We start from the raw sequence: 13601 nt of genomic DNA, 5'->3' as shown, positions 1-13601 counted from the left end.
GCGATCAGCTCCCGTGACCCGGTGCCCTGGGCCGCACCCGGCCCGCCGTATCCGGATTGCTCTGTCGGAGAAAGGATCCCCGTCGCCGCTGCTGCGCGGAGCCGGGAGGTCCGCTGTGGACCGCGACCGGCGCCGGCCGCATCCGGCCGGAACAGGCCGCGACCACCGCCAATGCGAGGATCGCCGCGGCTCCGACCGCCAGCAGCGAATTCGGTTCGCCCGCAGGCACAACCGTGGCGGCGACGATGGACAGCATGACGGCGCACAGCATCAGCGCCGTCGAACGGATCCTCATCACCATGCCGATCAGGGTACCGAACGTCCACGCCCGCCGAGCTCAGCCGACGACCTCATGTCCGGATGCGTGACCCGCGGACCGACCCACGCAAAACGCCCACAGCGAACCAAGCGCTTGCTAGTGTCGGTGGGATGATCTCGACGATCGTCTGGGGTACGGGCAATGTCGGCCGTGCCGCGATCCGCGCCGTGCACGCACACCCCGAACTGGAATTGTCCGGGGTGCTGGTGCACGATCCGGCCAAGGTCGGGCGCGATGCGGGCCGGCTGGCCGGACTCGACCACGACCTCGGCGTCACGGCCTCGGCCGATGTCGACGCCCTGCTGGCGCGCCATCCCCGAGCGGTCGTGTACGCCGCGTCCGGCGATATCCGGCCCGACGACGCACTGCGCGATATCGTCACCGCGATCCGGGCCGGCGCGGTGGTCGTCACGCCCGCGCTGTACGCGCTCTACGATCCCCGCAACGCCCCCGCCGAAGTACGCGAGCCGGTGCGGGCGGCGATCGCGGCGGGCGGCGGTTCGCTGTTCGTCTCCGGTATCGACCCCGGGTGGGGTAACGACGTACTGCCGTTGCTCGTGAGCGGGCTGGGGCACCGGGTGGACACGATCCGCTGTCAGGAGATCTTCGACTACTCCACCTACGACCAGCCGGATTCGGTGCGTTACCTGGTCGGGATGGGTCAGCCGATGGACTACGAACCGCCGATGACCACGCCCGGCGTCCCGACCATGGTGTGGGGCGGGCAGATTCGGCTGATGGCGCGCGCCCTGGGCGCCGAACTCGACGGTATCCGCGAGACGCTGGACCGCCGCGCCCTCGACACCACGGTAACCACCGCGGTGATGGGCGACTTCGAGGCGGGCACCCAGGGCGCGGTGCGGTTCGAGGTGCAGGGCATGGTCGGCGGCCGGCCGCGCATCGTGATCGAACACGTCACCCGCATCCATCCCGACTGCGCACCCGACTGGCCGCGGCCGCCCGACGGTGCGGGCGCGCATCGCATCATCGTGGAGGGCGATCCCCGCATCGAGGTGACCGTCGAGGCCGAGACCGAGGACGGTAACCGGGCCGCCGGCGGAAATGCCACGGCCGTCGGCAGATTGGTCAATGCCATCGACTGGCTGGCCGCGGCCGAGCCCGGTCTCTACGACGCCCTCGACGTTCCCTTGCGCCCCGCCGTCGGCAGATTCGCGAGCGACCCATCCGAAAGGACACCGCAATGAACATCGATATCCCCGAGGGGAAGGATCCGATCGGCTACGTCTGGGGTGAGATGGTGCCGGGTATCGGACCCGCCGCCTCGAAGTTGTCGCTGGCGGTCTACTCGCACAGCACCCTCGGACTGCGTGAGTTCGAGGCGGCGCGGCTGCGGATCGCTCAGATCAACGGCTGCCTGTTCTGCCAGGACTGGCGCACCGAACGCGACGGGCAGAAGGTCGAAGTCGGCTTCGACCAGGCCGTCACCGAATGGCGCACCACCGATTCGTTCGACGATCGGACCCGGCTGGCCGCCGAATACGCCGAACGCTACGTGCTCGATCACCACAACCTGGACGACGAGTTCTGGACCCGGATGCGGGCGCACTACAGTCAGGCCGAGATCGTCGAGCTGAGTATGTGCATCGGCTCGTGGCTGGCGTTCGGCAGGCTCAACCGCGTGCTGGGACTCGACACCGTGTGCGTACTACCGGGCCACTGACCGCTGCGATACGCGAGCAGGGCTGTCACTGCTTGGGCAGGGCCCCTGCCATCCCGCCGACGTCGGTCACCTTCCAGCCGCTGTTCGGATCGATGTCGACGGTGTAGGTGACGGTGGTCTGCGCACCCTGTGGCGTCTGCGCGCTGGTGGAGTCGACGTTGAGGAACACGTCGACCTTGTAGACGCCGTTCTCGGTGCCCATCACCTTGGCGGCGATCGGGGTCGCCGACGAGGTCCACTTCAGCGGGACCAGGATCTCCTGCAGCTTCGGTGCGGTGGCGTCGAATTTCTGCGCCAGTTGCGACGACGTGCCGGCCTTCAGTTTGCCGATCCACGCGCCGACGTTCTGGTAGTCGATATTCGAGGCGCCGACCGCGTAATCGGTGGCGACCTGCTCGGCGTGCTGCTGCGCCGCCGCCCGGTCGTCGCGGTCGTGCAGATCGCCGCGCGCCGACAGCCACAGCGATCCGAAGACCGCGGCCAACGCGATCAATGCCACTGCCGCCGCCGCGGTGACAACGGTCGAGAGCCGGATCGACAGTGTGCGAGGCGCTTTGGCGGGTTTCGCCACAGTCTCGGCGGTGGTGGACTCGGCGGTGGTGGGCACGGAGGACTCGGCCTCCGCGTCGACTGCCCGCTTCGGTTCGCTACCGGTGTCGTTCGACATGGCGCCCTCCTTCTCGGTGGTACTACTTGACATTGATCCGCACCCGCACGGTTCCGTCGGTGCCCACATCGTCGAGGGCCTGCGTGATCAGACCGGAGATGTCGATGCGCGGCGCGGCATTCGTGGTCGCCGCCGCGAGCGGCGCGAGCGCCGGCCCCAGGGACTTCAACTCCGGGCCGAGTTCTGCCAGCCGGTCGGTCAGCCTCGCCAGGAACGGAGCCAGACCGTTGCCCTCGGTGTAGCTTCCGGCGGGACGCGCGTCCACCATCCGGCCCACCGCCGCGACCAGATCGTTCAGCGCGTGGGTGAACCGCACGAACGCCGGCGCGGCCGTACCGGTGGCCGGACCGGCCCACTCGATGTCGGCCGCCGCGGCCTGAAAGCTGTTGAGCAGATCCGCGATCCGCGGGCTCCGGCTCATGATCGCGGCGGCCAGCAGATCTCCGGATCGGGTCAGATTCGGAATCGCGGCGTCGGTGCCGTTCAGCGCGGAACTCGCGGTGGCGACCAGCGAGCCCACCACCTCGGGATCGAGCTGGTTCATGGTCTTGGTGACCAGCCGCGCGACATCCGGAATCGACAGCGGCATGCGCACATTCGACGTTTCCAGGCGCTGGCCGTCGTGCAGGTACGGCCCGTCGCCGGAGACGGGCCGGAATTCGACATACGGTTCGCCGAGGGCCGACAGATGTTCGATGGTCACCGTGCTGTCGGCCGGCACCCGTTTGTCCGCGGCCAGCCGCATGCCGACCTCGACACCCGCGGCGGTATGGCGCACGGCGGTCACCCGGCCGACCTCGAGTCCGGTGAGCAGCACCGGCGATCCGACACCCAGACCACCGGAATCGGTCAGCACCATGGTGGTTCGGTGGTAGTCGGCGAAGGGGTCGGCGCGGACGACGCCGAAGGTCAGATAGCTCGCCCCCAAAACGGTGATGGCGACGATCCCGCCCAGCGAGGTCAGCGCACCCCATCTCATCGCACCACTCCGATCATTCGCAGGGTCGCCAGGATGCGGTCGGTCTGCTGATCGGGCGGCACGTCCGCGGACGCGTCCGAGCGCACACCGACGATGTTCACCTTCGGCCCGCGTTCGACGAACGGAATCACCTTGTCGCGCAATAGTTCCACGACCGCCTGCAAGTTCGAGGGCCGGCTCAGGTCCACCGGTCCGGCCGAGAGCAGCAGCGGCGCGAAGGCCTGGGCGGCACCGTCGGCGCCGCGCAGCACCGGTCCGAGCCAGGTCAGCGACGCACCCACCGGCCCCAGCCCACCGAAGATCTTCGTCACGCCGACGATGGAATCGGTGATGCCGTTCATTTGATCGACGGAGGTCCGGCTGAGAATGTCGTCGAGTTCCGGCTGAATATCGTGCAGCACCCGAGCGTTGGTGCCCAGGCCGTTGAGCAGCGCGTCGACGCTGTCCAGGTTGTCCGCCAGATCCGTGGCATCGGTGGCCATGGTGTGCGAGATCCGGGCGGTCTGCGCCGGATCCCGCGGCAGCGTGCGATTGAACTGCTCGATGACGTCCTGCAGCTGGGTCACCGCACCGCCCTGGGTGAACGCGGCGATCAACGCCATCGTATCCTCCAGCTGCACAGGCGGTTTCGACTGTGCCATCGGAATCGTGGACCCGTCGTGCAGCAGGGTGCCGAAACCGTTCGGCGGGGTGGTCAGCGCGACGTGGATATCGCCGAGCACCGTGTTCTGCCGCAGCTCGGCGACGGTGGACGCGGGAAGGCGCACAGACTTCGAGATGTCGGCGTCGACCACGACGTAGCCACCGCGGCCGCCCGCGGCGCCCGGTTTCACGACGGTCACCCCGGAGACCGTGCCGACCTGCGCGCCGTTGGCCATGATCTTGGCGCGCGCCGGTAGGTTCAGCACATTCGAGAACTCGATGCGCACGTGATAGGCCGGGCCGGACACCGTGGTTCCCGGCACCGGTACCGACGACGGGTCGAACGCGCATCCAGCGGCCGGCAGCGCGGCCGCCACGACGATCGCCGAGCCGAGCGTGAATCGCCGGAATCTCATCGCGCACCTGCCAATCCGAATATCAGGGCCGCCATGTCCACCTTCGCCAGACCGTCGGCCGCGGTGCAGCGTCCGGGAGCGAGGGCGTCGATCGCGGCGCACACCTGGTCGGCGTGGTCCTGCGCGATCGCCACCTTCGGCGGGGCGTAGCCGATGCCGGAGTCGCCGACCGTGTGCACGGCCTGGGCGAGAACCGGTGTCAGCGAGATCATCTGGGTCAGTGAGCCCACGTTCGCGCGCAGGAATTTCACCAGCGGGACCGTGTCGTCGAGGGCGCGCATGATCGGATCGCCGAACAGGGTGGTGAGGTCATTGAGCATCGGCAGCACCTGACCGAGGCCGTCGAACAGCGCGGCGCCGGGCCGCAGCAGATCCTCGGTGGCCTGGTCCAGGACCGGGCCCAGGCGGGTCAGCATCGTCTTCAGCTCACCCCAATGCGCCTCCACATCCTTGGACACCGAGGCGAACGCATCGAAAATGCCTGCCAGGTGGGCTATATCGGCATCCGGCGCGGACAGCGCGGTTCCGAGTTTCTGCACCAGCGCGTTGATCTGCGGTCCGGTGCCCGCCGTGGCGTCGTTCAGCGAGGTGAGTCCGCGGGCCAGCGCGTCGGGGTGCGCGGCGTCGGGTCCCTGGATCTGCGAAGACAGCTGGGCCAGCGCGTTCAGGGTGTCGCTGATGCTCTTGGGGGTCAGAGTTCTGGTGAGACAGCGCGCGGGATCCCAGCGTGCGGGGTCCTTGCCACCGGACACCACCGCGAGTTCGCGGGAGGCGACGATGCTGTCCGACAGCGTCGTGGCACCGGCGTCGGCGAGGATCGGATGATCGGTGTCGACGTCGAATTCGACTTTCACAGCATTGCCTTGCACGGCAACGGATTTCACCGTCCCGACGGTGATTCCCCGCATGGTGACCTGGTTGCCTGGGTAGAGCCCGACACTGTCGGGCATGATCGCGCAGTAGGCCGTGGTCGCCTGCAGCGGCTGGAAGGCGACGAGATAGCCGACCACCGCGACCGCGACGACGGCCACCGTCCCGGCGATCGACATGAAGGCCCGCGAACCGAGCAGCTTGTGCAGCATCAGCAGTCCTTCCCCGGCACCGGGATACACAGGTGAGCGGCCGGTGCGCCGACCGTCTGCCCCGACTGGTCGACCGCCACCGCGTCGTCCGCACCGCTGAGTTGCGCGAATTTCTGCTGCAGGCTCTGCACCGTGCCGATCACCGGCTCTAGTTCGCCACCGAGCTTTTCCAGCTGCGGCAGCGCGTCACTCAACTGCTGAAGTTTCGGTTTCAGCGCCGAATCGTAGGTGGGCGCCAGTGCCGCGACCCGCTCGATCACCGCGCGCAGCAGCCGCACGCCCTCGCGCAGTTCGGCGCGCTTGTCGACCAGCAACGTCTCCATCTGGTTGACGTTGACCATCAAGCGGCCCAGGTCGTGTTTGGCCCCGTCGTACATGGTGACGTATTCGTCGGCCACCGCGATCGCGTCGGTGACCTGGGTGCGCTGCCGGTTGAGCGCGTCGACGTAGGTGCCGAGCGTGTTCAGGGTGGTGCGCAGCGCATCCGGCGCGGCCTCGATGGAGGTGTCCAGGGCGGCCAGATTGCGGCGCAGCGTGTCGCCATCGATCTGCCGCAGCGGTTGCGCCGCATCCTGGAAGGTTTGCACGAGACTGTAGGGCAGCCGGACGCGGTCCATCGGAATCGGCTTGTCGCCCAGTGGTTTACCGCCCGCGGGAAACAGTGCGACGTAGTTGCCGCCGACGATGGTCAGCATCCGGATGTCCAGCGTGGACTGATCGCCGACGAAGACGTCCGAATCGACGGTGAACCGCATCCGCACCCGATCCGGATGCAGCTCGAGCGATTCCACCTTGCCGACCGGGATACCGGCGACGCGAATATCGTCGCCGACCTTCACCGACTGCGCTTCGGAGAGTTCGGCGCCGTAGGTCGTCTTGCCGAACGGCACCACGTACAGAATGCCCGCGGCGGCCGCGCAGACCACGACGAGCGCGACGCCGACGATACCGAGCCGGATTTCGCGGCGGCGGGTGGTCGCCGCGTCCGCGACGCGCCGATCCCGCGGCCGGAACAGACCGGCCCCGGACCGATTCAGCCGTTGCATATCGCCACCTGCTGTCCCGCGACGAGCACCTGCACCACCTGCGGTAGTTCGGCATTTCCCTTGGAGCACTGCGGTTTCCAGCCCGCCACCGGCCTCGGCGTGGCCGCGTCCAGACCGCCCAGCAGGGCCGGCAACTTGCCGAAGACGTCCACGGCCTCTTTCGGGTCGGGGAACAGCCGCCGGATGAGCGCGTCGACATCGGTGCCGGACTGCAGGCCGAGGGCGTCGAACAGGCTGTCCAACGGTCCCAGCACCGACGGCGCGGCCATCGCGAACTGCGCCAGCCCGCCGATATTGGTCTGCAGGGCCTCGAAGATGTCGGTCAGCCGGGCCAGCAGCGGCACCAGGTAGTGCACCCGCCCGCCGACGCGCTGCGACAGATCGGACATGTTGTGGATGAGGGCGCCGATCACCTGCTGGCGGTTGTCCACGTAGGAGGCGAGCCGGCCGATCGCGGCCAGCACCGGTTCGACGTTGGTGCCGTCGCCCTCGATCAGCGCGACCATGCTGGCGCTGAACTGGTTGATCGCCTCCGGAGAAATGGTGGCCAGCACCGGTTTCAGGCCGTTGAACATGCTCGTCACATCGAACGACGGCACGGTGTGGTCGAGGCCGATCGTGCGGCCGGTCGGCAGCCGCGTCCCCGGCTTCGGCTGCTGCTGCAGATCGATATAGCGCTGACCGGTGAGATTCTGATAGCGGATCGCGAGTTTCGAATTGTCGAAGAACGGCGCATCGGTCTTCAGCGACAACCGGACCCGCGCCAGTGCCCCGTCGAGGGAGATGTCCTCGACCTTGCCGACCTGCACGCCGAACTGGCGCACGTCGTCGCCCACCTTGAGCCCGTTGGCGTCGGTGAACAGCGCCTGATGCGTATCGGTGTCGCCGGCGACGGGGCGCTTGATCGCGGTGAACACCACCGACAGCACGACGATCATCACCACCGCGAACAGACCCAGCCGCCAGGCGGCGGCGCCGACCTTCATCGGATCCCTCCCAGCAGCGGTGCCAGCACCGGGACGCCACGCACGTCGATTTCCGTGTCGAGCACCGGGCCGTCCGGGGTGTCGTGCAGACCGGCGCGCAGGCGGCGCACGAGTTCGGCGAGATCGGCCCCGGACTGCTGCGGATGCGGAACCAGCTGCGCCGGCGCCGCGAGCATCGGCGCCACAGTGTCTGCGGCGCCGGACAATTCGGATCCGGCACGCGTGCCCAGACCGGCCAGCGCGGGCAGCACCGAACCGGTCAGCGCCGAGGTTCCGGCGTCGTAGGAGCCCCGATGATCCTGCAACCGTGGAATATTGCGCAGCAGATCGAGCACCTGGATGGTCGCGCCCGCGAAGCGCCCACCGCCGTCGAAGGCCGGGCCGAGCCGTCCCACCAGTGCGGAACTGGGCATCGTCTGGTTGTCGGTGATGGTCTGCGCGACCGAGATCAACGCCTGGGCCAGCGGCGTGAAGCCGCGCACATCGTTGGAGACCTGGGTGATCACCGTGGCCATCTGAGGAGTCAGCAGCGCGTTGCCGGTCTGCGACAGCCCGCGCAGCAGGCCACCCATGGTCGCGTCGTAGACCGCGTCGGCGTGCTGTCCGGTCAGGTCGATGGTCGACCCGCCGCGCAACGGGGCGCCGCCGGAACCGGGCCGCAGTTCGATCTCGCTGATGCCGAACAGATTCGCCGGCGCGTAATCCACCCGCAGGCTGTCGTCGAGGCCGTGCAGTTGAGATCGGTCCAGCCGCAGACTGATCCGCTGGGTGCCGCCGTCGGCGGGCACGATCGCCGCGACCTCGCCGACCTGCACACCGTTCACCCGCACCGGCGTGCCGGCCAGCACGCCGTCACCGATCTGCTCGGTGTGCAGGGCGATGCGCAGACTATCGTCGGAGCGCAGGCCGTGATAGGCCAGCGAGACGATCGCGACGGCGGCCACGACCGCGATCGCCACGCCGCCGACCAGCAGCGAGCGCCGCTTGTCCACCGCCACTCCGGGCATTCCGTAATTCGGCACCTGTACTACCCCGTGAAGTCGATCGACGCGTTGAAACCCCAGAGCATCAGCGTCAGCACCATGTCTATGGCCACGATCGCGACCGACGACGCACGCACCGCGCGGCCGGACGCGATGCCGACCCCCTCGGGCCCGCCGGTGGCGAAGAAGCCGTAATAGCTGTGGATGAGGATCACGACGGTCGCGAAAATCGCCACCTTGATCACCGCGGCGATCACGTCGAATCCGGAAACGAATTGGAAGAAGTAGTGGTCGTAGACACCGGCGGACTGGCCGTGGACCAGCGTGATGAGCCCGCGGCAGGCCAGATACGACAGGATCAGCCCGATCAGGAAGGTCGGCACGATCGAGATGGCGCCGGCGATCACCCGGGTGGTCACCACGAACGGGACCGACCGCAGGCCCAGTGCCTCGATCGCGTCGATCTCCTCCGAGATGCGCATCGAGCCGATCTCGGCGGTCATGCGACAGCCGGCCTGGGCGGCGAATCCGATGGCGGCCACGATCGGCGCCAGCTCGCGAGTGGTGGCGTAGGCCGAGACGATGCCCGACACCGGCCCCATTCCCAGGAGGTTCAGCATGGTGAAGGATTCGACGGCCACCGAGGCGCCCATCACCAGGCCGAGCACGATCATCATCGGCACCGTGCCGCCGCCGACGATCACCGACCCGCGTCCCCAGGTCATATCGGAGATGATGCGCAGCGTCTCGTCGCGATACCGCCTGAGCGTCAAGGGAATCGACGACAGCACCTGCCAGATGAAGGACAGGACGAAGCCCAGTCCCTCGACGCGCGCCAGGAGCAGGCCGCGGCGGCGGTAGAAGCGCACGAAGTGGCTGAGCCCCTTGGGCATATAGGTCGAAATCGCCACGTCAGACCAGCCTCGTCGGCAGGAACATCTCGACCACCTGGGTCACGCCCAAATTGACGATCGCGATCGACACCACCGACAGCACCACGGCCGCGTTCACCGCATCGGCCACCCCGCGCGGGCCGCCCTTGGCCTCCAGTCCGCGCTGACAGGCGATGATCACCACCAGGAATCCGAACAGCACGGCCTTGAGCAGCGAGACCCACACGTCGGCGACGGTGGTGAAGGATCCGAAAGTGGCCCAATAACTTCCGGGGGTGACGTTCTGCCCGCCGACGGCCACCGCGTAGCCGGCGACGATGCCGACGAAGATGATGAGGATGTTCAGCAACGGCGCGACGAGGATCATCGCCACCAGCCGCGGGATCACCAGCCGGTGGATCGGCGAGATGCCCATCGTGTCGAGCGCGTCGATTTCCTCGCGGATGGTGCGGGCGCCCAGATCGGCGGCGATCGCGGCCGCGCCCGCGCCGCCGAGCAGGAAGCCGGTGGCCAGCGGTGCGCCCTGTTTGATCACCCCGAGTCCGCCGGTCGCGCCGAGCAGCGAATCCGCGCCCAGGGTGTGGATGAGGTTGCCGACCTGCACCGAGACGATCACGCCGAACGGGATGGCGATCAGGATCGCGGGGATCGCGGTCACCGTCACCAGCCGCCACCCCTGCAGAATCGCTTCACGCCACTGGAATTCGCGGCGGACGATGTCGGTGGTCGTGCCGGTCACCGATTCCCGGGCGATATCCACCGCTCGGCCGAAGGTTCGCAGTGCGGACACGACGGTGTCCGAGAAATTCTTGCGAACGATACGAACAGCGGACGCGCCCGAGGTAGCCCGGGTCACCGGCGCCATGAGCGGCGGGCGGGGTCCGGGCGGTGTGGCTCGAATTTCACAATCGTCTCTCCGTGATCGGCAACACTGCCATCACGAAGCTATCGGTTACAGCTAGTTACAGTAAAGCTGATCACGGTGTGAGGGTGACCGCTCCGAGACCTGCGCAAAGTACGACAATAAATCCAGCTCACGTGCATGTTTTTCTATGTGAACGGGTGTTCTGAAACCTGTTATCAGCACTGATCCGCTATCACTATGATCCGCGTCACGTGTGGCCGGCCACAACGATTCACTATTACGGACTCGCGGCGAAGAGGTGAACCAAGCGTTTGCCGGCACCGCGGCGGCCAGGGGTGGACAACGATCCTCCAGTGTCGAGTCAACGAGCTACCACAGACCTGGGACGAGCCGTCTGGTGCGAGCGCGATAGTCCTCGTAGGAACTGCCGAGAGTTTCGACCATCGCCGCCTCTTCCACATCGATCCGGCGCAGAAAGGCCGAGGTGGGCACGACGATCAGGAGCAGCAGGGAAATCCAGTTCCCCGCCGCGACGCCGAAACCCGTGGTGAGCAACAGAACTCCGGTGTAGGAGGGGTGGCGCACCCAGTGATACGGCCCCCGATCGACGACGGCCTGATCGGCATCGACCTCGACGGTGGTGCGAAACGCCGCGCCCAGTACCGCGATAGCCCAGATTCGCAGCCCCAGACCCGCGACCATCAGCGCGACTCCGGCGATCTGCCAGACGACCTCGTGACGGGTGGTGAAGCGCAGATCGCTGTCCGCCGGCAGCACGATCGACACCACATTCGCCACCCCGATCGCTACGGCGACGACAATCATGATGGTGGTGCGGGTTCCGCGATCGCGGGCGGTGGATCCCTTGCTACGCAACCGGTCCCGAAGCGCCAGTCCGATCTCGAAGATCAACCAGATCCACGTCGTCACCACGGCGGCATTCACGACGACCCTCCCACGACCTCGTGGCGGACCGGATGTCCGCCGGTGCCGAATAAACCACCGCGGCCACGTCCGGCACATCGGGAAGGTCCCCGAGATCTTCCCCGATTCAGTCCAGGAGCTTGCCGAGAATCGGAACGGACGCCGCCAATTGCCGCTGTTCGGCGGGAGTCAGACGAGCGGCGATCAGTTCGGCCAGGTGGCCGTAACCGGCCTCGCGCCGTTCGGACAGCAGGTCCCGCCCGGCGTCGGTGATGTGCAACCGCTTGCGCCGCTGATCGTCGGGATCGGGTGTGCGCGTCAGCAGGCCCCGGCCTTCGAGGGCGGAGACCGCTACCGCGACGGTCTGATGGCGGATCTTGTCGGCCCGCGCCAGATCGGCCACCGTGGCCGGCCCCTCGCGGTCGAGCCGCTTCAGAATCGACAACTGCGACAACGAGATACGGCGCGCCGGTGAGGCCGATCGCATGCGCCGCACGAGTGCGCCGACCACACTCTGCAGCTCCTCGGCGAGCACCTCCCGAGTGTTTGTCACGTCGTCCACGATCGACTAATCTACAGCAGAACTGCGCAGTATTACTGTATTAATCCGACGGCGAATGGGCATGCCGCGTGGAGGGAAGCCGATGACCGCCGAACTGATTCCGGGCGAGCTGACCCACGACGGCCGCCCGCGAAGCTTTCACCTGCGGCCACCCCGGGAACCGGACAGTCCGCTGATCGTCGCGTTGCACGGGAATATGGGACCGGATGCCGGAGGCGGCGGTCTGCTCATGCACGACTGGACCCGATTCGCCGATCACGCCGAGGACTGGGGCGTCGGTGTCGTCTATCCCGACGGTTGCTACGGCAGCTGGGCCGACGGCCGCGGCGTCACGGCCGCGGAGGAGCACGGGGTCGATGATGTGGGATTCCTGCGCAGCCTGATCGACTGGTGCGCGCACACCTACGCGACCGCGGCCGATCGAACGCTGGTGGCCGGAATATCCAACGGCGCCTTCATGTCTCATCGGCTCGCCCTCGAATGCAGCGAACGGGTCGCCGTCTTCGCCGCGGTAGCCGGGGCGCTACCCGCCGACCTGACCGCGGTGCGGCCGACCCATGCGGTGTCGGCGATGCTGATCAACGGCGACGCCGATCCCCTGGTCCCGCTCGCCGGGGGCCACTCCCGCCACCGCGGGCCGAACGATGAACCGCGCGGGCGGATTCTCGGCGCCGCCACGACCGCCGACCACTGGGCGAGGCTCGACAGGTGCCCGGGCGACCGAACCACCGTCACGACCGCCGGCTCCCGCCGCGTCACCGCCGCCCACGGCATCGCCGACACCGCCGTCACGGCATGGACGGTTTTCGGCGGGGGCCACACCTGGCCGGGCGTCGCCGTGCCGGAGGAATGGGCCGGCACTCCCGGCGCGGCATCCACCCTGGAATTCGACGCCACGGTAGAAATCCATCACTTCGCCCGCCCGCTCCTGCGACCGGCGGCGCGGCGGCTACTTCCACCCCGGTCGGAGAAGGAGAACCGATGAGCATTCTCGGCAAGCTGCTCGCCAATCGCCGCGCCGGTGAATCGGGACTGGCGTGGAATCAGCCGAACCTGCTCGGCGACACCGTCTTTCGACTCACGAGCACGGACTTCGAGCCGGAGACCACGCTCGACATCCGGCATGCCTCCCGCCGGATCGGTGGCGCCGACGAGTCTCCCACCTTGAGCTGGAGCGGCGCGCCCGACACTACGACGGGCTATCTGCTGGTCGTCGAGGATCCCGACGCTCCGATGCGGAAGCCGTTCGTGCACTGCGTCGCGCTCCTCGAGCCGTCGGTGCGGAGCCTGTCCCGCAACGCGTTACGCGCCGATACCGACGAAGCGGGTGTGCGGGTACTGCGGTCCGGATTCGGCCGCGGGTACCTGGGCCCCGCGCCGATCAAGGGGCACGGACCGCACCGGTACGTCTTCGAGTTGTTCGCCCTCGGCGCGCCCCTCACCACCGCCGCGGGGAAACCCGTCGAGAGCGCGAAACCCCGGGAGGTGCTGGCGGCCGCACAGGCGGTGGGCCGGGCGCGGATCGACGGATTCTACGAGCGCCCCTGAGGCTCAGG

General features: G+C 67.9%; 16 protein-coding genes. 4 read left to right on the top strand and 12 right to left on the bottom strand.

From position 1 onward, the window contains the following. Nucleotides 1–4: 4 nt before the first annotated feature. On the bottom strand, nt 5–301 hold the full coding sequence (locus NMI01S_RS26125) for a DUF6412 domain-containing protein (RefSeq protein WP_063001362.1): 297 nt from the start codon (nt 299–301) through the stop codon (nt 5–7). Between the two features lie 128 nt (nt 302–429). Between NMI01S_RS26125 and NMI01S_RS26120 the strand changes: the two genes are divergently transcribed. Then, entirely contained in the window at nt 430–1524 is a 1095-nt protein-coding gene (locus tag NMI01S_RS26120; RefSeq protein WP_063001361.1) for an NAD(P)H-dependent amine dehydrogenase family protein, read from the top strand. Further along, a complete protein-coding gene (locus tag NMI01S_RS26115; protein ID WP_039776864.1) occupies nt 1521–2000 on the top strand; it encodes a carboxymuconolactone decarboxylase family protein in 480 nt (159 codons plus the stop codon). The genes NMI01S_RS26120 and NMI01S_RS26115 overlap by 4 nt, the downstream gene beginning before the upstream one ends. 25 nt (nt 2001–2025) lie before the next feature. Here NMI01S_RS26115 and NMI01S_RS26110 read toward each other — a convergent pair whose 3' ends face one another. The 11 genes from NMI01S_RS26110 to NMI01S_RS26060 all read right to left on the bottom strand — a co-directional run bounded on the left by NMI01S_RS26110 (nt 2026) and on the right by NMI01S_RS26060 (nt 12045). Further along, the gene (locus NMI01S_RS26110; RefSeq protein ID WP_063001360.1) at nt 2026–2667 is read right to left on the bottom strand and encodes a hypothetical protein; all 642 of its coding nucleotides are present in this window, start codon (nt 2665–2667) and stop codon (nt 2026–2028) included. A 22-nt stretch (nt 2668–2689) separates the two neighbouring features. Beyond that, nucleotides 2690–3646, bottom strand: coding sequence for an MlaD family protein (locus NMI01S_RS26105; RefSeq protein ID WP_063001359.1), 957 nt, complete (start codon nt 3644–3646; stop codon nt 2690–2692). Next, the gene (locus NMI01S_RS26100) at nt 3643–4704 is read right to left on the bottom strand and encodes an MlaD family protein (RefSeq protein WP_084513277.1); all 1062 of its coding nucleotides are present in this window, start codon (nt 4702–4704) and stop codon (nt 3643–3645) included. Before NMI01S_RS26100 ends, NMI01S_RS26105 begins: the two co-directional genes overlap by 4 nt. Continuing rightward, nucleotides 4701–5786, bottom strand: coding sequence for an MlaD family protein (locus NMI01S_RS26095; protein WP_063001470.1), 1086 nt, complete (start codon nt 5784–5786; stop codon nt 4701–4703). The genes NMI01S_RS26100 and NMI01S_RS26095 overlap by 4 nt, the downstream gene beginning before the upstream one ends. Next, nucleotides 5786–6832 (bottom strand): MCE family protein, encoded by a 1047-nt coding sequence (locus tag NMI01S_RS26090; RefSeq protein WP_063001358.1) that lies wholly within the window; start codon nt 6830–6832, stop codon nt 5786–5788. The genes NMI01S_RS26095 and NMI01S_RS26090 overlap by 1 nt, the downstream gene beginning before the upstream one ends. Then, nucleotides 6820–7818, bottom strand: a complete 999-nt coding sequence (locus tag NMI01S_RS26085; RefSeq protein WP_063001357.1) for an MlaD family protein — start codon at nt 7816–7818, stop codon at nt 6820–6822. Before NMI01S_RS26085 ends, NMI01S_RS26090 begins: the two co-directional genes overlap by 13 nt. Then, nucleotides 7815–8840 carry an MlaD family protein gene (locus NMI01S_RS26080; RefSeq protein WP_084513276.1) on the bottom strand — a complete coding sequence of 342 codons (1026 nt, stop codon included), beginning with the start codon at nt 8838–8840 and terminating at the stop codon, nt 7815–7817. Before NMI01S_RS26080 ends, NMI01S_RS26085 begins: the two co-directional genes overlap by 4 nt. 5 nt (nt 8841–8845) lie before the next feature. Then, the gene (locus NMI01S_RS26075; protein ID WP_063001355.1) at nt 8846–9712 is read right to left on the bottom strand and encodes an MlaE family ABC transporter permease; all 867 of its coding nucleotides are present in this window, start codon (nt 9710–9712) and stop codon (nt 8846–8848) included. 1 nt (nt 9713) lies between these two features. After that, the gene (locus NMI01S_RS26070) at nt 9714–10559 is read right to left on the bottom strand and encodes an ABC transporter permease (protein WP_063001354.1); all 846 of its coding nucleotides are present in this window, start codon (nt 10557–10559) and stop codon (nt 9714–9716) included. 369 nt (nt 10560–10928) lie between these two features. Continuing rightward, entirely contained in the window at nt 10929–11504 is a 576-nt protein-coding gene (locus NMI01S_RS26065; RefSeq protein ID WP_063001353.1) for a methyltransferase family protein, read from the bottom strand. 106 nt (nt 11505–11610) lie between these two features. Continuing rightward, a complete protein-coding gene (locus NMI01S_RS26060; protein WP_157126372.1) occupies nt 11611–12045 on the bottom strand; it encodes a MarR family winged helix-turn-helix transcriptional regulator in 435 nt (144 codons plus the stop codon). An 82-nt stretch (nt 12046–12127) separates the two neighbouring features. Between NMI01S_RS26060 and NMI01S_RS26055 the strand changes: the two genes are divergently transcribed. Beyond that, on the top strand, nt 12128–13030 hold the full coding sequence (locus tag NMI01S_RS26055) for a CE1 family esterase (protein ID WP_063001351.1): 903 nt from the start codon (nt 12128–12130) through the stop codon (nt 13028–13030). After that, nucleotides 13027–13593 carry a YbhB/YbcL family Raf kinase inhibitor-like protein gene (locus NMI01S_RS26050; RefSeq protein WP_063001350.1) on the top strand — a complete coding sequence of 189 codons (567 nt, stop codon included), beginning with the start codon at nt 13027–13029 and terminating at the stop codon, nt 13591–13593. Before NMI01S_RS26055 ends, NMI01S_RS26050 begins: the two co-directional genes overlap by 4 nt. Nucleotides 13594–13601 lie beyond the last annotated feature (8 nt).

The organism is Nocardia mikamii NBRC 108933, from assembly GCF_001613505.1.
GTDB classification, from domain to species: Bacteria; Actinomycetota; Actinomycetes; order Mycobacteriales; family Mycobacteriaceae; genus Nocardia; species Nocardia mikamii.
The sequence above is the reverse complement of the archived record's forward strand: the minus strand, read 5'-3'. Positions and strand labels throughout refer to the sequence as shown.